This window comes from Solirubrobacter phytolaccae (genome assembly GCF_027587195.1).
GTDB classification, from domain to species: domain Bacteria; phylum Actinomycetota; class Thermoleophilia; order Solirubrobacterales; family Solirubrobacteraceae; genus Solirubrobacter; species Solirubrobacter phytolaccae.
In genome coordinates, this window is the sequence record NZ_JAPDDP010000022.1 from 47,637 (window position 1) to 66,965 (window position 19,329).

Genomic DNA, 19,329 nt, shown 5'->3' on the forward strand with positions numbered 1-19,329 from the left:
CTCGGTCACGAGACTTCCTCCTCGTACAGCTTTCGCAAGGTCGCCAGGCCGCGGCTCACCCGTTGGCGGACGACGCTCTCCGAGCAGCGCAGGCGCGCGGCAATCACGCCGTAGTCCTCGTCGTCGAGCACCCGCGCGCGAACCGCCGCGGCCTGGTCGGGTCCGAGGCGGGCGAGCAGCGTCTCGATGTCGATCCGCCCGATCCGGTCGAGCAGCTCGTCGTCGAGCGCGATCGGCTCCATGCCGAGCCGCCGGCGCGCCTTGTCCTCCACGCGGGCCTTGCGCAGCGACCCGAGCAGCACGTGCCGCGCAATGCCGAGCAGCCACGCCGAGGCGGGCGCGCCGTTGCCGCGGAACCGGCGCGCCGCGAGCATCGCCGCGGCGAACGTCTCCGCGGCGAGGTCGGCCGCGAGCTCCGGATCGTGGACCCGGCGCACGAAATAGCCGAGCACGAGCCGCTCGTGGCGCTCGTAGAACAGCCCGAAGGCCGAGGGATCCCGCACGCTGCGGGACAGGAGCTCGTCGTCGTCCACCACTGCCTTACTGGCGTCCGGGATCGTCTTTGTGACGCGCTACCGTCAATTGTCATGACCGCCCTGCAGCCCGACTACTTCGATCGGCCGCTCGCCGAAGTCGACCCCGAGGTCGCCGAGGCCATCGGCCATGAGCTGGAGCGCCAGCAGCGCACGCTGGAGATGATCGCTTCAGAGAACTTCGTGCCCCAGGCCGTGCTCGAGTGTCAGGGCTCCGTCCTGACCAACAAGTACGCCGAGGGCTACCCGGGCAAGCGCTACTACGGCGGCTGCGAGTTCGTCGACATCATCGAGCAGCTCGCGATCGACCGCGCGAAGTCGCTGTTCGGCGCCGAGCACGCGAACGTCCAGCCGCACGCGGGCGCGCAGGCCAACACGGCCGTCTACCACGCGCTGCTGCAGCCGGGAGACCGGATCATGGGCCTGAGCCTCCCACACGGCGGTCACCTCAGCCACGGCATGAAGCTCAACGTGTCCGGCCGGCTGTACGACATCGTCCCGTACGAGGTCTCGCCGACCGACCACCGGATCGACATGGACGAGGTCGAGCGGCTCGCCAAGGAGCACCGCCCCAAGCTGCTGCTCGCCGGCTGGTCGGCCTACCCGCGCGTGCTGGACTTCCCGCGCTTCCGCGAGATCGCCGACGAGGTCGGCGCGCTCCTGATGGTGGACATGGCGCACTTCGCCGGCCTCGTCGCCGCGGGCGTGCACCCGAACCCGGTGCCGTACGCCGACGTCGTCACCACGACCGTCCACAAGACCCTTGGCGGCCCGCGCTCCGGCCTCATCCTCTCCCGCGAGGAGTACGCGAAGAAGATCAACTCCGCGGTCTTCCCGGGCCAGCAGGGCGGCCCGCTCGAGCACGCGATCGCCGCCAAGGCCGTCGCCTTCAAGATCGCCGCGACCGACCTCTTCAAGGAGCGCCAGGAGCGCACCGTCGCCGGCGCTCAGGCCGTGGCGGCCGAGCTGCTGGAGGCCGGCAGCGACGTCCTCACGGGCGGCACCGACGTGCACCTCGTGCTCGTGGACCTGCGCGACTCCGAGCTCGACGGCCAGCAGGCCGAGGACCGGCTGCACAGCATCGGCATCACCGTCAACCGCAACGCGGTGCCGTTCGACCCGCGCCCGCCGATGGTCACCAGCGGCCTGCGCGTCGGCACGCCGGCGTTGGCCACGCGCGGCCTCCAGCAGGAGGACTTCGTCGAGGTCGGCAAGCTGATCGCCCGCGCGCTGCAGCCCGACTTCGAGTCCGCGAAGGCCGAGCTGACCGAGCGCGTCACCGCGATCGCCGACAAGTTCCCGCTCTACGCCCAACTGGGCGCCCCTACCGCCGTTTAGTCCACACTTGCTCCGATGGGAGCCGCGGCACAGCTGACGCTGCTGGCGCGGGTGGGGGCGATCCTCGGGTCGGGCCTGCCGCGCCAGGAGACGCTCGAACGCGTCGCGGACCTGCTCGTGCCGGCCTTCGCGGGCTGGTGCGCGATCGACCTCGAAGGTGAGCACGGCGAGCTCGAACGGCGGGTCGCGCTCCCGAAGGCGTTCCCGCCGCTGCCGCCGGACGCGCCACACGGGCCCGCGATCGTGATGCGCACGGGCGAGCCCGAGCTCGTGCGCGAGGTGACCGAGGACGCGCTGTTCGCTGCGGCGCGTGGGAACTGGGCGGCGCTGGCGGTGATGCGCGAGCTCGGCCTGAAGTCCGCCATGTGCGTGCCGCTGAGCACCGGCAACCGCGCGATCGGGACGCTCTCGCTGCTCGCGACCGAGCGCCACTACGGCAACGCCGAGCTCGAGCTGATGACGGAGATCGGCCGCCGCACCGCCGCGGCGATCGAGTCCGACCGCACCCGCGCCCGCACCCAGATGCTGTTCGAGGCGTCGCCGACCCCGATGTGGGTCTACGACGCGGACACGCTCGCCTTCCTCGCCGTCAACGACGCCGCCGTCGAGCACTACGGCTACGCGCGTGAGCAGTTCCTGGCGATGTCGATCAAGGACATCCGGCCGCCCGAGGACGTCCCGAAGCTGCTCGCGGACGTCGCCAGCCAGGGCGGTCCGGGGTCCCGCAACTCCGCGACCTGGCGCCACCGCCGCGCGGACGGCTCGCTGATCGACGTGGAGATCACGTCCGGGCGGATCGACTTCGAGGGGCGGCGCGCCGCGCTCGTCGTCGCGCACGACGTGAGCGAGCGCAAGCGGCTCGAGCGGCGGCTCGCGGACGCCGAGAAGATGGAGGCGATCGGGCGCCTCGCGGGCGGCGTCGCGCACGACTTCAACAACCTGCTGACCGTCATCTCCGGCTACGCGGAGATCCTGCGCGCTCGCGACAAAGGGGAGGAGATCGAGGAGATCGCCCGCGCCGCGCGCCAGGCCGCCGGGCTCACGCGCCAGCTGCTCGCGTTCAGCCGCCGGCAGGTGCTGCACCCGACCGTGCTCGACCTCAACGAGATCGTGGCCGGGATGGAGTCGATGCTGCACCGCATCATCGGCGACGACGTGAGCGTCGCGACGCACCTCGCCGCCGACCTCGCGCCGGTCAAGGCCGACCGCGCGCAGATCGAGCGCGTGATCGTCAACCTCGCCGCCAACGCGCGTGACGCGATGCCCGACGGCGGCGCGCTCACGATCGAGACCGCCAACATCGAGCTCGAGCACTACGGCGAGGACGACCTGAACGGCCCGCACGTGCTGCTCGCCGTGTCCGACACGGGCGTGGGCATGGACGAGGAGGTCCGCGCGCACCTGTTCGAGCCGTTCTTCACCACCAAGCAGGGCGGCGAGGGGACCGGGCTCGGGCTGGCGACGGTGTTCGGCGTCGTCAAGCAGAGCGGCGGCGGGATCTACGTCTACAGCGAGCGCGGCAGCGGCACGTCTTTCAAGATCTACCTGCCGGCGGCGGAGCGCCCCGCGGCCCGTCCCGCCGAGGTGGTCGTGGAGTCCGACCCCGTCGGCGGCACCGAAACCGTGCTCGTGGTCGAGGACGACACGAACGTCCGCGACCTCGTCCGGCTGCTGCTCGAGCACAACGGCTACAAGGTGCTCACGGTGCAGGACGCCTACGAGGCCGAGCGCGCGTGCGTGGAGCTCGGCGTCGACCTGCTGCTGACCGATGTGGTGATGCCCGACGTGAGCGGCCCTTCCCTGGCCGAGCGGATCTCCACGGCGGCGCCGGCGGTCCGCATCCTGTTCATGTCCGGCTACTCCGACGCGGCGGTGCAGCGCCAGGGCGTGCTGTCGGAGCGGGCGGCGTTCATCGAGAAGCCGTTCACCGAGCGTGCGCTGACGACGAAGGTGCGTGAGGTGCTGGACGGCGCCTAGGCCGTCTTAGGCGGGTGCTTCTCGCTGGTGCTGTCGTAGCGGTGATCCTCGAAGTCGGAGATCGACATCCGGCCCACGCCCGCGATCCGCAGCCGGATCCGGCCCTGGTCGTCGAGGTCGTAGGAGTTCATCGCGACCTTCCCGCCGCCGCCGGGCTTGAGCGACTGGCCGCTCGCGGCTTCAAGCTGGTCGCGCTTGGGATCGTCGGCGCGCTTGGCCGCCGGCTTGGTGTCGACCATGTAGCCGCCGTCGTTGCCGCCGATCGTGAACAGCGTGTTGGTGGCCGCGTGGAAGGAGTGGACCATCATGATGTGGTCCGCTTCGGCCGTCCCGGAGTGGTCGACCGTGACGATGTCCCCGGGGCGGATGTCGAGCGACGAGCGGCCGTTGATCTGGTCGGACGAGATCCACTGCCGGAGCGAGCCGCGCTTGGCGTGGTAGGCGCGGACGTCCTGCCACTCGCCGTCGGCGTAGATCCACTTCAGCGACCGCGCGCCCTTCCCGAACGTGTAGGTGTACGTGAAGAAGCGCTGGATGTCGTTGGTGTGGAAGAGGCCGGCGCGCAGCTCTTGGTCGAAGTTCGAGGTCAGGTACTTCTCGAGCGCGAAGAAGCCGCACCACTGGTGCTCGGGCGCCATGCCCGCCGCCTCGTAGGCCTGCTTGTGGGCGTCCTTGGGGCTCGCGAGGTCCCCCTCGGCGTCGGCGACGGCCTCGAGCTGGATGGCGGCGAGCACCGCGTCCTGGACGACCGGATCCTCGTGCGCGAACCGCTGCTGCGGCGACGGCGCGAACCTGCGGATGTCGGCCAGGTACGGCGCGTCGTGGGCGCGCAGGGCGATCGTCCGCGTGCGCCGCTCGGCCTCGTCGGGCGCGGCCTGCATCTGGAGGAAGAGCTTCAGGCGGGTCCGCGCGAGCTCCTCCATCGCCGTCCGGTGCCGCGCCGTGAGTGGCACCTCGTCGGTCGGCGTGGCCTCGCGCCGCGCGAGGTAGCGGGCGACCGCCTGGTTGCCCGCCGTGCGCTGGAGCGCGAGCAGCGCGTGCGTCGGGAGGTCCGGCGCCTGGCGTCGCCGCGACGGGTGCTCGGGGCTCGTGGGGGCGTATTCGCGCACCTCGCCACCGTCCCACCGGCGCCCTGATCCGACAATCGGGAGCCCACCCCGAACTTAAAGAGGGACAGTCCCGCTTTATGTTCAGCGGGGCGCCGTCGCGGGTGGGAACTCCTCCCCCGAGTAGCGGTGGTTCTCGAAGTCGACGATCGAGGGGCGGCCGATCGCGGCGATCCGGATCTTCGTGTAGTCGCGCGTGCGCTCGGTGACGTCCGGCTGGTGGGCGAGGTCGTACTCGCGCATGCCGACGCGGTCGTCACCCTTGCGGTAGGTGCGCAGCGGCGTGCCCGTGGCGTCCTCGAGCCGGCCCTCCTTCTCGTTCGCGGGCGCATGTTCGCCCTTGCGGGTGTCCACCTGCAGCCCGGAGTCGTTGCCGCCGATCGTGTGCAGGACGCGGGTCTGCGGGTTGAAGGAGTGGACCATCACGATGTGGTCGCCGCGGCCGCCCCACGAGTGGTCGACGAGCGCGAGGTCGCCCGGGCGGATGTCCAGCTCCTCCTGGCACTCCATGTCCTCGGCGGTCAGCCACCGGCGCTCGGCACCGCGGAGCTTGTGGTACTCGCGCGTCTCGTGCCAGGCGTCGTCGGCGTAGATCCACTGCGGCACGCGCTTGCCGTACACGTAGGTGAAGTACGCGTAGACGTTCGCGACGTGGAAGTAGCCGGCCTTGAGCTCGCGGTCGAGGTCGGACTCCATGAACTTGTCGACCGCGAAGAAGCCGCACCAGTCGTACTTCTCCTTCGGCGGGAGGTGGTCGTCGCGCATCCCGACGGAGTCTTTGGTGATCCGCGCCGCGTCCTCGGGGTCGCGGAGCACGCCCTCGGCGGTGCTGATCGCCTCGAGCTGGAGCGCTGCGAGGACCATGTCCTGCACGTCGGGGTCGGGATGCTGCTTGTCCGTGCCGGCCGCGCGGAGCCGCGCGAGCCACGGCGCGTCGAACGCGCGCAGCGCCATCGTGCGCAGGCGCCGCTCCTTCTCATCCTTGGCGCTGCGCATCGCGGCGAACAGCGTCTGACGGCCGTACGCGAGCCGCTCCATGACCTGCTCCGTGTCCAGCTCGGGCTCGGCGAAGCGGGCGAGGTGACGGACGACGGCCTGGTTGCCGGCGCTCTGCTGGAGGGCGAGGAGCGGATGCGGCGGCGGTGGCTCGCGGCGGCGCTGCGCGGCCACTTCGGATTCCCGGCGCGCTGGAACTCTCATGATGCGCTCACGCTCTCAGGGAGCGCAACGCGAGGTGGTGCGGCTGGCCGTACGGGGCCTGTCGCCGCGCCGCCAGAACCTTAAAGAGGGACAGTCCCTCTTTAGGTTTCTAGGGGCAGCGGGGCTGGGCGGCGTTGATCGCCGCGCCGACGTCCTTCAGGTGCGGTGAGTGCAGCGGGAGGAACTGGTCGGGCTGGCCGTCGGGCATCGGGCGGTCGGTGAGGAACGCCAGGTACGGCGCGCCCGAGTAGACGACGCCGGGCGGGCACGCAGCGGCCTGCTCGATCGCGCGCTCGACGGCCCGCTCGTCACCCGCGATGCCCCAGGCGCCGCGCTCTGAGGTGGGGTAGATGAACGGCGTCGCGCTGCGCGGGGTGATGATCAGCGAGAGCGACTGCGCGAGCGTGAAGGCGAGCAGGAGCGCGGGGACGAGCCGGCGGCCAGAGAACACGGCGCCGGCGAGCGCGAGCGGCACGAGCGCGGTCTCGATCGGCACGAGGATGTTCAGGCCCGTGCCGTCCTTGGTGTTCGACGCCAGGGTGGCGAGCATGCCGACCGCGAGCGCGAGCAGCACCTTCAGCAGCGCGCGGTCCTGCGCCTTCTCGCGGTGACGCCAGGCAAAGAAGGCGAGCGCGGTGAGCCCGATCAGGCTCCAGAACGCCTGGCCCCAGACGCCGCGCAGGACGTCGAAGCCGCGCCGCTCGGACGCCATCTGGGCGATCACGGTGTCGTCCCACAGGCCCCAGCCAAAGATCGCGGTGAACACGACCGCCTGCACGACGCCGGCGACCACGGCACCGACGAACACCCGCTTCGGCGCCGCGGAGAAGAGCACGAGTGCCAGCACCGGCAGCGCGTACGGCCACTTCAGGAACACCGCGACGGATGCGAGCGCACCCGCCGCCAGCGCCGTCTTGGGCTTGGACGCGAGCAGCGCCGCGCCCAGCAGCACGGGCGGCGCGAGCAGCTCCGGCGTGAGCGCGCCGTGCTCACGCACCGCCCAGGGCGTGAGGAGCGTGAGGGCGGGCGCTGCTGCGATCGCCCACGGGTTGTCCGTGAGGCGCTTGACTGCGACGGCGCCGAGCACGCCCCCGCCGAGCTGCGCGAGCCCGACCGCGAGTCGCAGCCACGTCATCGAGTCGTCGAGCGCGAGGGCACCGGCGCCGTAGAAGAACTGCCACGGCGGCTGCGCGACGACGACGTGCCCGTACAGGTCCGCGCCGTCGAGCCACAGCTTCGACGTCAGCGCGTACACGCCCTCGCTGTAGTTCCAGTACTCGAGCCCGCGCCATTCGTGCAGCAGGACGAGCGTGATGGCGCCGAGGAGCGTGCCGGCGGCGAGCGCGGTGCGTGAGGACGGGCGAGAGATCGGTTGAGGCTAGCCGCGGCGGCCGAGCGTCATCCGGCGGGGGAGGGCCGCGACGAGCGGTTCGAGGGCCACGGCGAAGTCGCGGGCGCTGGGACGCGCGCTCGGATCCGGCGCCAGGCCCGCCGTCACGATCTCGGCCAGGGCCGGCGGGGTGCGGCGGGGGAGCGGGCCGGCCTGCGTGGTGAGCTGCGGCCAGCGGTCCTCGCACGGCGGGAAGGGGCGGGCGCCGGTCAACCCGGTGTAGAGCGTCGCGGCCAGGCCGAAGACGTCCGCGGGCGGGCCGAGGCGGCCGTCCGGCGCGCACTGCTCGGGGGCCATGAAGGCGTCGGTGCCGATCGGGCTACGCAGCGCCGCCGCCTCGGCGAGCTCACGCGCGACGCTGAGGTCGATGAGCCGCGGCGGGCCGCCCATGACGATGTTGCTCGGCTTGACGTCGAGGTGCACGATGCCCTCGTTCGCGAGGTAGTGCAGCGCGCTGGCGACGTGCAGGCCGAGCGGCAGCAGCTGCTCGATCGCGAGCGGACCGCCCTGGGCGAGCAGCTCATCGAGCGTCGGGCCATCCAGGTGCTCGAGGACGAGGTGGGGGAAAGGTCCGTCGACGACGGACCCGAACCCGCGCACGACCACCGGGTGCGCGAGGCGCTCGAGCAGCTCCGCCTCGCGGCCGAGATCGTGGAGCGCGACCGGGCTGCGCGCCTGGTCGGGCCGCAGCACCTTGGCCACGAGCACGGCGAGCCGGTGCTCGTCCCAGACCAGCAGCGCCTCGTACCGGCGCCCGCCGCCGATCCGGCGCAGCACGGTCCGGCCCGGAGCGATCTCGTCGCCCTCCGCGAGGCCCCAAGTGGGTCGCTCACGCGGCTTCTCCACTTCCCAGGGAGGCGTGTAGGCGACCGTGGTGTCCATCAGTCGCCGTCGTCGAGCGTGAGCGTGAACTTGGAGCCCGCGAGCGGGCCGATCGCGTGGTCGGCCGGGTTCACGACGAGGAAGCCGAGCGGCGCGCCGACGGCGAGCACGACCGTCGCGACCGCCGCCGCGAAGACGCGCGGAAGGGTGCGCTGGTCGACCGGCTCGGGGTCGTCGGCCAGGGCCAGGAAGGCGTGGGCAAGCGGCTGGGGCATGGGAACTCGGGCGACCGCGGCGGGGCAGCCGGTGTCGCGGCGAGTCATGCCCGCAGCCGCCGCTCCACAATCCCGCTTTACGGGATGTCAACACCCTTTGACGGCCCCGAGACCGGGGGAATCGCCCCCTGGGCGATACCCCAAGCGCAACGCGAGCCCGCAGGGCGAGAGTTGCGCCGACGTGAGGTTGTCGGGGCGCCCTGCGATCCTGTGGCCGCAACCATGGTCACCAAGGCCGTCCTCGCCGCGCTGGTCGCCTTCGCCGTGGCGGCCATCCTCACGCCCCTCGCAGCGCGCTTTGCGCGGCGGATCGGCGCGATCGACGCGCAGAAGGACATCGGCCTCGCCAAGGACGCGACCCCGCTGCTGGGTGGCCTCGCGATCTTCGGCGGCGCGCTCGTGGCGGGCCTGCTGTTCCTGCCGGACAACGACCGGACTGAAGGAATTCTTGCGGCGGCGGCGCTGATCACGATCGTCGGCGCGCTGGACGACCGCTTCGACCTGCCGCCGGTCGTCAAGTTCGCGGGGCAGATCGCCGCGGCGGTCGTGCTCGTCGCCTCCGGCGTGGTGGTGGACGCGTTCACGTTCCCGTTCCTGCACCGGGTCGAGCTCGGCGACTTCGGCGGCCCGCTCAGCGTCTTCGCGCTCGTGCTGCTGATGAACATCGTCAACTTCAGCGACGGCGCGGACGGGCTCGCCGCGGGCGTGTGCGCGATCGCCGCGCTCGCCTTCGCGGTCATCGCCTTCGACCTGGAGCGCCGCACCGCCGGCACGCTCGCCGCGATCACCGCCGGCGCCGCGCTCGGCTTCCTGCTGTGGAACTTCCCGCCGGCGAAGATCTTCATGGGCGACTGCGGATCGAACCTGCTCGGCCTGCTGCTCGGCGCGGTGATCATCGAGGGCACGCTCAAGACCAACGCCTTGATCGCGCTGGTCGGCCCGCTCGTGGTGCTTGCCGTGCCGCTGCTGGACACGGGCTTCGTGGTGCTCAAGCGTCTGAAGTACCGGCGGCCGATCTACCGCGGCGACTCCAACCACTTCCACCATCGCTTCTACCGGATGAAGTGGTCCACGCGGCGCTCGATCCTGTGGCTGTACGCGTGGACGTCCCTGATGGCCGGCACCGCGGTCGCACTGCGGTTCATCCCGTATTCGGAGCGCGACGGCACGCTGACCGGCTGGGCGCTGCTGATGGCCGCGCTGCTGCTGCTGTGCGTGGCGGTGAGCCTGTACCTGATCTGGGTGCTCGAGATCATCAAGCTGCGGCGGCTGCGGGAATGGCAGCTGCGCCGCTCCGATCCCGACACGTCCGAGCACGACATCGACGAGGCCGTCGACCACGAGCTCGAAACCGGAGAGTTCGGGCAGGTTCGAACCTGAACTGTGCGGCTAACCGCACTTGCGCGATTTCGCGATGACTGGTTTCCTTCTTCAGGACGAGATCAACCCTCGGACTTACGTCCGTGAGGAGGTGAGCAGGACCGTGAAGACGACGTACGCGATTTCCCTCAGGCAGCCGGCCTACATGCCCGGCTTCGGAGACGCGTTCCGTCACGTCTCCGTCCTGCTCGCGTCGCAAGATTGATCTTGGTCGCGGGCAGTCCATCTGCCGCCCGCGACCTCCTCACCTATAGCCCGAGGTCTTCAGCGCCCCCGCGTGCGGGCGGCTCCGTTCACATCAACTGGAGCCACCAAATGCATACGCTCAATCAGGCCATCCTGGGTCACGTCGTCGCCGCAGAGCGCGCCGACCGAGCCCGGATCCGTGCGGTCAAGCCGCAGCGACCGGAACGCCCGCCCAGTGCGCCTTTGCGCGCCCGGGCGGCCTTCGTGACCGGCCGTCTGGCAGCCCGCCTGGACCGTGAGATGGCCCGCCGCGCCGTCATCTGAGGCGTGATCTAACAACGTGATTTCACGGGGCGCCGATACCCTCGGTGCCCCGTGGAGATCACCCGCCTCGAACATCGCGAGTCGTTCATCACCGCCGACGGCTCCTCCATCCGCGAGCTCGCCGGCGTCCCGTCCGGCAACGCCGTCAACCAGTCGCTCGCCGAGGCGACGGTCCCGCCGAGCGGCGAGACGTTCGAGCACTTCCACCGGGTCTCCGAGGAGATCTACTACTTCACGAGCGGGGCCGGCCGGCTGCGTCTCGGCGATGAAGAGGCCGACGTCAAAGCCGGCGACATGGTCGTGATCGCTCCGGGGACCAAGCACAAGCTGTGGAATCCCGGCGCGGAGCCGCTCGTGCTGCTGTGTTGCTGCTCGCCCGCGTACTCGCACGAGGACACCGTGTTGCTGGAGGGCGAGTGAAGCGCCTCGCGCTGCTCGCGGCCACGACGGCGCTCGTGGCCGGCTGCGGGCAGGAGAAGGACGAGGGGATCTCGGGCGGCGGCAACGTCATCGGCCGCACCGTCACGGTCTATTCCCTGACGAACGACCCGGGCGGCGTGAGCCGCTCGTTCGTCGACGGCGAGAAGTTGGCGCTCTCGGACGCGGGCGGCAAGGCCGGCGACTTCGCCGTGAACTTCAACTCGCTGGACCTCGGGACCGACGAGGAGGCGCAGGCCGAGACCTCCCGGCGCGCCATCAACGACCCGCAGATCATCGCCACGATCGCCGACGCCACGCGCGTGACCGTGCCGCTGTTCAACGCCGCGGGCATCCTGCAGGTCGCGCCGAGCGGCGACCCGGGCCTGATCGACAACCCGGACGAGCTGCCGTCCGGGAAATCCACGGTCGGCCAGCTCGAGGGCACGGTGCCGGGCGACTTCGCGGCCCGCTACGAGCAGGCCTTCAACCGCGCGCCGGACCAGAACGCCGAGAACGGCTACCGCGCGATGGCGGCGACCCTCGCCGCGATCAAGACCGCGGGCGCGGCCGGCAACGACCGCACCCGCGTGATCGACAGCTACCTCTAGCTCTCGAAGCTCGTCTCGAGCGTGATCTCCGGAACGGCGGCCAGCGCCTTGGAGATCGGGCAGCCTTCCTTCGCGCCCTGAGCGGCCGCGGCGAAGCCGTCGGCGTCCAGGCCGGGCACCTTGCCGGTGACCGACAGCGCGATCTTGGTGATTCCGAAGCCGCCTTCGACCTGGTCGACGGTGACGTGCGCCTCGGTGGCGAGCGACTCCGGCGGCGTGCCCGCCTGCGTGAGCCCGACGCTCAGCGCCATCGTGAAGCACGAGGCGTGCGTCGCGGCCAGGAGCTCCTCCGGGTTGGTGCCGGAACCGCTCTCGAAGCGGCCGCTGAAGTTGTACTGGGCGTCGAGGATCCCGGTCTCCGTCGAAACGGACCCGCCTCCCCGCTTGAAGTCGCCCTGCCAGTCGGCCTTCGCGCTACGTGTCGGCATTGTGTTCCTCCTGAAGGGGGTCGGACTACGTCGCAGCCACCATACGGCTAGCCTTCCCGCGGTGTCGCGCGAGAGGAGCGCGGCCGCGGCGTTCACCCACCCCTCAAGCTTTCCTGCTAGAGGCGGGTGTCACAAAGTTGTTACAAACTCGGAGAAGCCGCTATATTGGCCCCCGCCGAACCGGCCGGGGAGCTCGCCAGTGCTCCTGCCACGCGAGTCCGCGTGGGGATGGCCTGGTGCGGCGCGTCAGCCTGCCATGAGCTCTACGACAATGTCCCATTCTGACCCCCTGGTCTTCCTTCGCTACCTCGATGTGGCGCTGATCGTCCTCGCGGCGCCGTTCGTGGTGCTGATGGGCGGCCCGCTGCTCGGCTACGCCGTCGCCGGCGGCGTCTGGATCGTCAGCCGCTTCGTCGCGGCGGCCATCGAGCGCTCCGCGCGCAAGTCGCGGTCGCCGAAGGCGCAGGTCGGCATCAGCTTCGGCGTCCTGATGGGACGCGCGTGGGTCATGGGCATCGCCATCCTCGTGGTCGGCCTCGCCGGAGAACGGGAAGACGGTCTCATGGCGGCGCTCCTTGCGCTCGTGGCGTTCTCGGTCTATCTCGCCACCACGCTGATCATTCGCCCGACGGAGAGGAACAAGCCAAGCTCATGAGCCAGTCCCGGAAGATCCTGCTGGGAGCCGGCGGCGCGTATCTGCTGCTGGTCGTCCTCGCGTTCATCCTCTTCGGGTCGGCCGGTCGTCAGGACTTCGTGCCGCAGGAGGAGTTCGAGCTCCCGACCTGGATCGAGCTCGGCCCGCTCGACATCAACAAGGCGGTCCTGTACCTCCTCATCTCCGGGATCCTCACGTGCGTGACGATGGTCTACATCGCCAAGCGCATGGAGGCGAAGCCGAACCGCATTCAGACCGCCGTCGAGGTGCTCTATGGCGTCATGCGGGACAACATCACCCGCGGGAACATGAACGACAAGATGGCCGCGAAGTGGTTCCCGTTCATCGGGGCGCTCTTCCTCTTCATCTGGTTCAACAACCTGATCGGCTTCATCCCGCTGCCGACCGGTCATCACCACTTCACGGTCCTCGGCCTCGAGATCCCGACCTTCGGCATCTACGCGGCCACCGCGAACGTGTCGGTCCCGCTCGTCCTGTCGCTGCTCGTGTTCTTCTCGTACACGTTCGAGGGCATCCGCGCCAAGGGTGTCGGCGGCTACCTCAAGAGCCTGATCCCGGCGGGCGTCACCGGCGCCATGGCGGGCTTCATCTTCGTGCTCGAGCTGCTCTCGAACATCATGCGGATCGTCTCGCTCTCCGTGCGTCTGTTCGCCAACATGCTCGCGGGCCACTTGATCATCCTCTTCATGGCCGGCGGTCTGGCGATCCTGCTCGGCATTGCGGGCATCGGCGTCTTCTTGCTGCCGATCGGCATCGCGCTCTACCTGTTCGAGGTCGGCCTCGTGGCCACCCTGCAGGCCTTCATCTTCGCCACCCTGTCCGCGATCTACATCGGCGGCGCCGTCGCCGAGTCCCACTAAGGAGCTCTTCCCGTGACCACCCTGAGCACGATCCTGGCGTTCATCTTCGCCGCCGTGGACGACGGCGCCGACGCTGGTAAGGCGATCGCCCTCGGCGTTGGCGGCGGCCTCGGCGCCGTGGGCGCCGGCGTCGGCATCGGCATCATCTTCGGCAAGGTCATCGAGTCCGTTACTCGCCAGCCCGAGATGCGTGACGAGATCACTTCTATCCAGTGGCTCGGCTTCGCCCTTACCGAGGCCTGCTTCTTCTACGGCCTCGTGGCGGGCCTGATCGCCTTCTTCCTGTAGGAGCGCGATGAACCTCCTGTTCGCAGCCGAAGAAGCCGAGGAGGGCGGCAGCGGCCTCGTCTCCCCGGTCATCGGGGTGATGCTCTGGACGCTGATCGTCTTCGGCATCACGCTCATCGTCCTCTGGAAGGTCGCGTTCCCGCGGATCGCCGAGGCGCTCGACAAGCGCCAGCGGATGATCGAGGAATCGATCGACACGGCCGAGAAGACCAAGCGCGAAGCCGACGAGCTTCTGCGCGAATACCGCGAGCGTCTGTCGGACGCCCGTGGCCAGGCCGACGACATCGTCGCCCGTGCCCGCCGCACCGCGGACGCGCACGAGCAGGAGAGCCAGGCCGAGGCGCGCACCAAGCGTGAAGAGATGATGGATCAGACGCGTCGCGACATCGAGGCCGAGACGCGCCGTGCGATCCAGCAGATCCGCAGTGAGGTCGCCGACCTCACCGTGCTCGCGACCGAGAAGGTCACGCGCAAGTCGCTTGACTCCTCCGACCAGAAGCGTCTGGTCGACGAGGCGCTGGCCGAGCTGGACTTCGCCGCCCTGGCCAACGAGGAGCGCCGTTAGCGATGGAAGAGATCGCCGCGGTCTACGCACGCTCGCTGTTCGAAGTCGCGCAGGAGCAGTCCAAGCTCGACACCGTGCGTGACCAGCTCGGCGCGTTCGCTGACGCGCTCAACGATTCCCGCGAGCTGCAGACGTTCTTCTTCTCGCCGTACTTTTCCACGGCCGAGAAGTCGGACGGGCTGGACCGCGCGGTCACCGACGCCGACCCGATCGTCGTCAACTTCCTGAAGCTCCTGATCGAGAACCACCGCACGCCGGCCATCTTCCGTGTCCGGCGCGAGCTGGACCGGCTGTGGCGGCAGGAGAACAAGCGCCTGCCCGTGCAGGTCACCTCCGCGGTCGAGCTCGATCAGGCCACCGTGAACCAGATCGGTGATCGGATCGCCCAGCAGACCGGTCAGAAGATCGATCTGTCCGCCTCGGTGGAGCCGGAAATCCTCGGCGGCATCGTGGTGCGCGTCGGCAACTCGATTCTCGACGCCTCGATCCGCAACCGCCTCGAACAACTTCGCAAGCAGGTCGCTCGGGCCTGACCCGGCGCTAAGGAGCCAAGCGTGCAAATCAAGCCCGACGAGATCACTTCCATCCTCAAGTCCCGCATCGAAGGCCTTGAGGCCGGCCAGGCCGACCTGACCGAGGTCGGCACCGTCCTTTCGGTCGGTGACGGCATCGCCCGCATCCACGGGCTCGAGAACTGCATGTCGTTCGAGATGCTCGAGCTTCCGCACGACGTGGTCGGTCTCGCCCTCAACCTCGAGTCCGACAACGTCGGTGCCGTGCTCTTCGGCCCGTGGGAGAAGATCGTCGAGGGCGACACGGTCAAGCGCACCAACCGCCTGCTGGAGATCCCGGTCGGCGAAGCGATGCTCGGCCGCATCGTCTCCCCGCTCGGCGCGCCGCTCGACGGCAAGGGCCCGATCGCGACGGACGAGTTCCGCGCGGCCGAGTTCAAGGCCCCGGGCGTCGTCCAGCGTCAGCCGGTCACCGAGCCGATGCAGACGGGCATCAAGGCCGTCGACGGCATGATCCCGATCGGCCGCGGCCAGCGCGAGCTGATCATCGGCGACCGCCAGACCGGCAAGACCGCGATCGCGATCGACACGATCATCAACAACAAGGACACCGGCGTCGTGTCGGTGTACGTGGCGATCGGCCAGCGCATGTCCACGATCGTGGGTCTCGCGAAGACCCTCGAGGACGCGGGCGCGCTCGACAACACGATCATCGTCGCCGCCCCGGCCGACGAGGCCGCGCCGATCAAGTTCATGGCGCCCTACGCGGGTTGCGCCATGGCCGAGTTCTTCCTCTACAACGGCAAGCACGCGCTGGTGGTCTACGACGACCTCACCAAGCACGCGTACGCCTACCGCCAGATGTCGCTGCTCCTCCGCCGCCCGCCGGGTCGCGAGGCCTACCCGGGCGACGTCTTCTACCTGCACAGCCGCCTGCTCGAGCGCGCGGTCAAGCTCAACGACTCGCTCGGCGGCGGTTCGATGACGGCGCTGCCGATCATCGAGACGCAGGCCGGCGACGTGTCCGCGTACATCCCGACCAACGTGATCTCGATCACCGACGGTCAGATCTTCCTCGAGCCGAACCTCTTCAACTCGGGCGTGCGCCCGGCCATCAACGTGGGCATCTCGGTGTCCCGCGTGGGCGGCAACGCGCAGATCAGCCCCATGAAGAAGGTCGCCGGCCGCCTGAAGATCGAGCTCTCGCAGTTCCGCGACCTCGAGGCGTTCGCGCAGTTCGGCTCCGACCTGGACCCGGACACGCAGCGCACGCTGGCCCGCGGTGAGCGCCTGGTCAAGACGCTCAACCAGAACGAGCGCTCGCCGCTCGCGGTCGAGGACCAGGTCGCGGTCATCTACGCCGCCACCAACGGCTTCGTGGACCGCATCAACGCCGACCGCGTGGGCGAGTTCCACGAGGGTCTCGTCGAGCGCCTGCACGCCGACGCCGCCGAGACGCTGAAGGCGATCCGCGACGGCGACTGGTCGAAGGAGACCCAGGAGGCGCTGCGCTCGTCGATCGAGACGTTCGTCGGCGACTTCGGCTACGACCTCGACGAGGAGGGCCAGCCGCTCTCCGAGGAGGACGCGCTGCGCGCCGAAGAGGGCCGCAAGTCCAAGGACGAGCAGCCGGTCGGGGCGGAGGCGTAACCCGCAGCCATGGCGCTCAAGGACGTCAAGAGCCGCATCGCGTCGGTCAAGAACATCCAGAAGATCACGCGTGCGATGGAGATGGTCGCCGCGGCGCGTCTGCGCCGCGCCGAGCAGCGCATCGAGTCGCTGCGACCGTACGCGGGTGCCATCCGACGGATGACCCGTCAGGCGGCGCAGGCGGCCGGGAACGTCCCGAACCTGCCGATCCTCAACGAGCACGACTCGGAGGACAAGGTCGCGATCCTCATCGTCACGGGCGATCGCGGCCTGGCGGGCGCGTTCAACTCGCAGATCGTGCGAGCGGGCATGCGCGCGGGCAACGAGTACGAGACGGCCGGCAAGAGCACGGTCTGGTACGCGTCCGGCCGCCGCGGCGTGTCGTCGCTGGCGTTCCGCGGCCGTGAGGCCAAGGGCGCGTACACCGGCTTCACGGACCGCCCGTCCTACGCCAACGCGCGTGAGATCGCGGCCGAGCTCGTGTCCGCGTACGTGGACGGCGAGGTCGACCGCGTGGAGATCATCTACAACCGCTACGTGTCCGCGCTGACCCAGGAGGTCACGCGGGAGACGCTGCTGCCGCTGCAGCACGCGACGATCATGGGCGACGACGGTGCCGTCGACTCGCTCGGTGAGCGTGCGGCGGAGGACGAGGCGCTCGACCACGACCACGAGCACACCGCGCTGGTCGAGTACGAGCCCGACCCCGAGGAGATCCTCGAGCGTCTGATCCCGGCCTACGTGGAGATCTCGATCTTCCGCGCGCTGCTGGAGTCGACCGCGTCCGAGCACGGCGCGCGCATGACCGCCATGCGCAACGCCTCCGAGAACGCGGGCGACATCATCAAGGACCTCACCCTGGAGTTCAACCGCGAGCGCCAGGCCGCGATCACGCAGGAAATCATGGAAGTTGTCGCCGGCGCCGAGTCGCTGGTCTAAGGAGACTCATTTATGGCTGCGACCGCTGATACGCAGAAGACCAACGTCGGCCGGATCGAGGAGATCCAGGGCGTGGTTATCGAGGCCGTCTTCCCGGACGAGCTGCCCGGGATCTACTCCGCGATCACCATCCAGACGAGCAAGGGCGAGACGCTCGTGTGCGAGGTGCAGCAGCACCTCGGTGACGACCGTGTCCGCGCCGTGGCCATGGACTCCACCGACGGCCTGGCCCGTGGCATGGAGGTCGTCGACACCGGCGGCCCGATCACGGTGCCGGTCGGCGACGTGACGCTCGGCCGCATCTTCAACCTCCTCGGCGACCCGATCGACGAGGGCGAGGCGATCCAGGTCAAGGAGCGCTGGCCGATCCACCGTCCCGCTCCGACCGTGGAGGAGCTCACCCCGACCACCGAGATGTTCGAGACGGGCATCAAGGTCGTGGACCTGCTCGCCCCGTACGCGCAGGGCGGCAAGGTCGGCCTGTTCGGCGGCGCCGGCGTGGGCAAGACGGTGCTCATCCAGGAGCTCATCCACAACCTCGCCAAGGAGCACGGCGGCCTGTCCGCGTTCTGCGGCGTGGGCGAGCGCTCCCGCGAGGGCAACGACCTGTGGCTCGAGATGACCGAGTCGGGCGTCATCGACAAGACGATGCTCGTGTTCGGCCAGATGAACGAGCCTCCCGGAGCCCGCATGCGCGTCGCGCTGACCGGCCTCACCATGGCCGAGTACTTCCGCGACGAGCACGGCCAGGACGTGCTGCTGTTCATCGACAACATCTTCCGGTTCGTGCAGGCCGGCTCCGAGGTGTCCGCGCTTCTGGGCCGCATGCCGTCGCAGGTGGGCTACCAGCCGACCCTCGAGTCGGAGATGGGGCAGCTGCAGGAGCGGATCACGTCGACGCGTAAGGGCTCGGTCACCTCGGTGCAGGCCATCTACGTGCCGGCCGACGACCTCACCGACCCGGCGCCCGCGTCCGTGTTCGCCCACCTCAACGCGACCACCGTGCTCTCGCGCGGCATCGCCGAGAAGGGCATCTACCCGGCCGTGGACCCGCTGGACTCGACGTCGACCATCCTCAAGCCCGACATCGTCGGCGAGGAGCACTACACGGTCGCCAACGAGGTCAAGAACGTCCTCCAGCGCTACCGCGAGCTGCAGGACATCATCGCGATCCTCGGCATCGACGAGCTCTCCGACGAGGACCGCGTCCTGGTGCAGCGCGCCCGCAAGATCGAGCGCTTCCTGTCCCAGCCGTTCCACGTCGCCGAGCAGTTCACGGGCACCCCGGGTGCCTACGTGCCGATCGCCGACACCGTGCGCTCCTTCCGCGAGATCCTCAACGGCGACCACGACGACCTCCCCGAGTCCGCGTTCCTGCTCAAGGGCAAGATCGAGGACGTCGTCGAGGCGGCCAAGAAGGACCGCTAGTGGCCCGCACGCCTTTCAAGGTCGAGGTCCTCACCCCGGAAGGCGAGGTCTTCAACGACGAGGTCGAGATGGTCTCCACGCGCACCAGCGTGGGGTCCATCGGCATCCTCGCCAACCACCAGCCGCTGCTGGCGATGCTCAACCCGACCGAGCTCCGGCTCTACAAGTCGGACTCCGAGGTCATCCGCTTCGCGCAGGGCGAGGGCTTCCTCCAGATGACCGGCGACCGCGCGCTCGTGCTCGTGGACGAGGTCTTCTCGGTGGACAAGCTCAACGCGTCCGACCTGCAGGAGCGCCTCAAGCGCGCCGAGGACGAGCTCGCCTCGGCCGAGGAAGGCACGGAGGAGCGCCGCGCCGCGGAGCGCGACAAGCGCCGCTACGAGGCCTTCCTCAAGCTGGCGGACAACGCGTAGCTTCAGTCCGA

General features: G+C 69.7%; 21 protein-coding genes. 14 read left to right on the top strand and 7 right to left on the bottom strand.

Annotation, left to right across the window (positions count from 1 at the left end; genetic code table 11):
- Nucleotides 1-5: 5 nt before the first annotated feature.
- Nucleotides 6-533, bottom strand: coding sequence for an RNA polymerase sigma factor (locus tag OJ997_RS14335; RefSeq protein ID WP_270025801.1), 528 nt, complete (start codon nt 531-533; stop codon nt 6-8).
- Between the two features lie 54 nt (nt 534-587).
- Between OJ997_RS14335 and glyA the strand changes: the two genes are divergently transcribed.
- Both glyA and OJ997_RS14345 read left to right on the top strand, forming a co-directional pair.
- Nucleotides 588-1,871, top strand: a complete 1,284-nt coding sequence (gene glyA / locus OJ997_RS14340; protein ID WP_270025802.1) for a serine hydroxymethyltransferase — start codon at nt 588-590, stop codon at nt 1,869-1,871.
- A gap of 15 nt (nt 1,872-1,886) precedes the next feature.
- On the top strand, nt 1,887-3,848 hold the full coding sequence (locus OJ997_RS14345; RefSeq protein WP_270025803.1) for a hybrid sensor histidine kinase/response regulator: 1,962 nt from the start codon (nt 1,887-1,889) through the stop codon (nt 3,846-3,848).
- On the opposite strand, the gene OJ997_RS14350 is transcribed toward OJ997_RS14345, so the two are convergent.
- From OJ997_RS14350 to OJ997_RS14370, 5 genes are all read right to left on the bottom strand, one after another.
- Complete coding sequence (locus OJ997_RS14350) at nt 3,845-4,957, bottom strand: hypothetical protein (protein ID WP_270025804.1); 1,113 nt, start codon at nt 4,955-4,957, stop codon at nt 3,845-3,847. The two genes, OJ997_RS14345 and OJ997_RS14350, sit on opposite strands and share 4 nt — an antisense overlap.
- An 81-nt stretch (nt 4,958-5,038) precedes the next feature.
- Nucleotides 5,039-6,154: a hypothetical protein gene (locus OJ997_RS14355; protein WP_270025805.1), complete on the bottom strand. Its 1,116-nt coding sequence runs from the start codon at nt 6,152-6,154 to the stop codon at nt 5,039-5,041.
- Between the two features lie 109 nt (nt 6,155-6,263).
- Nucleotides 6,264-7,409, bottom strand: a complete 1,146-nt coding sequence (locus OJ997_RS14360; protein ID WP_270025806.1) for a hypothetical protein — start codon at nt 7,407-7,409, stop codon at nt 6,264-6,266.
- A 123-nt stretch (nt 7,410-7,532) separates the two neighbouring features.
- Nucleotides 7,533-8,426, bottom strand: coding sequence for a serine/threonine-protein kinase (locus OJ997_RS14365; RefSeq protein WP_270025807.1), 894 nt, complete (start codon nt 8,424-8,426; stop codon nt 7,533-7,535).
- Nucleotides 8,426-8,641 (bottom strand): hypothetical protein, encoded by a 216-nt coding sequence (locus tag OJ997_RS14370; RefSeq protein ID WP_270025808.1) that lies wholly within the window; start codon nt 8,639-8,641, stop codon nt 8,426-8,428. Before OJ997_RS14370 ends, OJ997_RS14365 begins: the two co-directional genes overlap by 1 nt.
- A 222-nt stretch (nt 8,642-8,863) precedes the next feature.
- Here OJ997_RS14370 and OJ997_RS14375 point away from each other — a divergent pair, with 222 nt between their 5' ends.
- The 3 genes from OJ997_RS14375 (at nt 8,864) to OJ997_RS14385 (ending at nt 11,559) form a co-directional block, all read left to right on the top strand.
- Complete coding sequence (locus OJ997_RS14375) at nt 8,864-10,021, top strand: MraY family glycosyltransferase (protein ID WP_270025809.1); 1,158 nt, start codon at nt 8,864-8,866, stop codon at nt 10,019-10,021.
- Nucleotides 10,022-10,582: 561 nt separating this feature from the next.
- Complete coding sequence (locus OJ997_RS14380; protein WP_270025810.1) at nt 10,583-10,951, top strand: cupin domain-containing protein; 369 nt, start codon at nt 10,583-10,585, stop codon at nt 10,949-10,951.
- The gene (locus OJ997_RS14385) at nt 10,948-11,559 is read left to right on the top strand and encodes a type 1 periplasmic-binding domain-containing protein (RefSeq protein ID WP_270025811.1); all 612 of its coding nucleotides are present in this window, start codon (nt 10,948-10,950) and stop codon (nt 11,557-11,559) included. The genes OJ997_RS14380 and OJ997_RS14385 overlap by 4 nt, the downstream gene beginning before the upstream one ends.
- Here the strand turns inward: OJ997_RS14385 and OJ997_RS14390 are convergent.
- Nucleotides 11,556-11,987, bottom strand: coding sequence for an OsmC family protein (locus OJ997_RS14390; protein WP_270025812.1), 432 nt, complete (start codon nt 11,985-11,987; stop codon nt 11,556-11,558). The two genes, OJ997_RS14385 and OJ997_RS14390, sit on opposite strands and share 4 nt — an antisense overlap.
- 313 nt (nt 11,988-12,300) lie before the next feature.
- Between OJ997_RS14390 and OJ997_RS14395 the strand changes: the two genes are divergently transcribed.
- From OJ997_RS14395 to atpC, 9 genes are read left to right on the top strand one after another with little or no spacing between them, the layout of a single operon-like run.
- Entirely contained in the window at nt 12,301-12,642 is a 342-nt protein-coding gene (locus OJ997_RS14395; RefSeq protein ID WP_270025813.1) for a hypothetical protein, read from the top strand.
- Nucleotides 12,639-13,523 carry a F0F1 ATP synthase subunit A gene (gene atpB / locus OJ997_RS14400; protein ID WP_270025814.1) on the top strand — a complete coding sequence of 295 codons (885 nt, stop codon included), beginning with the start codon at nt 12,639-12,641 and terminating at the stop codon, nt 13,521-13,523. The genes OJ997_RS14395 and atpB overlap by 4 nt, the downstream gene beginning before the upstream one ends.
- 12 nt (nt 13,524-13,535) lie before the next feature.
- Complete coding sequence (gene atpE, locus OJ997_RS14405) at nt 13,536-13,811, top strand: ATP synthase F0 subunit C (protein WP_270025815.1); 276 nt, start codon at nt 13,536-13,538, stop codon at nt 13,809-13,811.
- A gap of 7 nt (nt 13,812-13,818) precedes the next feature.
- Complete coding sequence (gene atpF / locus OJ997_RS14410) at nt 13,819-14,376, top strand: F0F1 ATP synthase subunit B (protein WP_270025816.1); 558 nt, start codon at nt 13,819-13,821, stop codon at nt 14,374-14,376.
- Nucleotides 14,377-14,378: 2 nt separating this feature from the next.
- Nucleotides 14,379-14,909 carry an ATP synthase F1 subunit delta gene (gene atpH / locus OJ997_RS14415; protein ID WP_270025817.1) on the top strand — a complete coding sequence of 177 codons (531 nt, stop codon included), beginning with the start codon at nt 14,379-14,381 and terminating at the stop codon, nt 14,907-14,909.
- Between the two features lie 21 nt (nt 14,910-14,930).
- Complete coding sequence (gene atpA / locus OJ997_RS14420; protein WP_270025818.1) at nt 14,931-16,538, top strand: F0F1 ATP synthase subunit alpha; 1,608 nt, start codon at nt 14,931-14,933, stop codon at nt 16,536-16,538.
- Between the two features lie 9 nt (nt 16,539-16,547).
- Nucleotides 16,548-17,477, top strand: a complete 930-nt coding sequence (gene atpG, locus OJ997_RS14425) for an ATP synthase F1 subunit gamma (protein WP_270025819.1) — start codon at nt 16,548-16,550, stop codon at nt 17,475-17,477.
- A 12-nt stretch (nt 17,478-17,489) separates the two neighbouring features.
- Nucleotides 17,490-18,905 carry a F0F1 ATP synthase subunit beta gene (atpD, locus tag OJ997_RS14430; protein WP_270025820.1) on the top strand — a complete coding sequence of 472 codons (1,416 nt, stop codon included), beginning with the start codon at nt 17,490-17,492 and terminating at the stop codon, nt 18,903-18,905.
- On the top strand, nt 18,905-19,318 hold the full coding sequence (atpC, locus tag OJ997_RS14435; RefSeq protein WP_270025821.1) for an ATP synthase F1 subunit epsilon: 414 nt from the start codon (nt 18,905-18,907) through the stop codon (nt 19,316-19,318). The genes atpD and atpC overlap by 1 nt, the downstream gene beginning before the upstream one ends.
- Nucleotides 19,319-19,329: the final 11 nt, after the last annotated feature.

Bases quoted from the DNA above. Each gene is read 5' to 3' on its own strand.
- atpF (WP_270025816.1), top strand. From the start codon at position 13,819: ATGAACCTCCTGTTCGCAGCCGAAGAAGCCGAGGAGGGCGGCAGCGGC.
- atpG (WP_270025819.1), top strand. From the start codon at position 16,548: ATGGCGCTCAAGGACGTCAAGAGCCGCATCGCGTCGGTCAAGAACATC.
- OJ997_RS14365 (WP_270025807.1), bottom strand. From the start codon at position 8,426: ATGGACACCACGGTCGCCTACACGCCTCCCTGGGAAGTGGAGAAGCCG.
- atpH (WP_270025817.1), top strand. From the start codon at position 14,379: ATGGAAGAGATCGCCGCGGTCTACGCACGCTCGCTGTTCGAAGTCGCG.
- OJ997_RS14375 (WP_270025809.1), top strand. From the start codon at position 8,864: ATGGTCACCAAGGCCGTCCTCGCCGCGCTGGTCGCCTTCGCCGTGGCG.
- OJ997_RS14355 (WP_270025805.1), bottom strand. From the start codon at position 6,154: ATGAGAGTTCCAGCGCGCCGGGAATCCGAAGTGGCCGCGCAGCGCCGC.
- atpD (WP_270025820.1), top strand. From the start codon at position 17,490: ATGGCTGCGACCGCTGATACGCAGAAGACCAACGTCGGCCGGATCGAG.
- OJ997_RS14370 (WP_270025808.1), bottom strand. From the start codon at position 8,641: ATGCCCCAGCCGCTTGCCCACGCCTTCCTGGCCCTGGCCGACGACCCC.
- glyA (WP_270025802.1), top strand. From the start codon at position 588: ATGACCGCCCTGCAGCCCGACTACTTCGATCGGCCGCTCGCCGAAGTC.
- atpB (WP_270025814.1), top strand. From the start codon at position 12,639: ATGAGCCAGTCCCGGAAGATCCTGCTGGGAGCCGGCGGCGCGTATCTG.
- OJ997_RS14390 (WP_270025812.1), bottom strand. From the start codon at position 11,987: ATGCCGACACGTAGCGCGAAGGCCGACTGGCAGGGCGACTTCAAGCGG.
- OJ997_RS14345 (WP_270025803.1), top strand. From the start codon at position 1,887: ATGGGAGCCGCGGCACAGCTGACGCTGCTGGCGCGGGTGGGGGCGATC.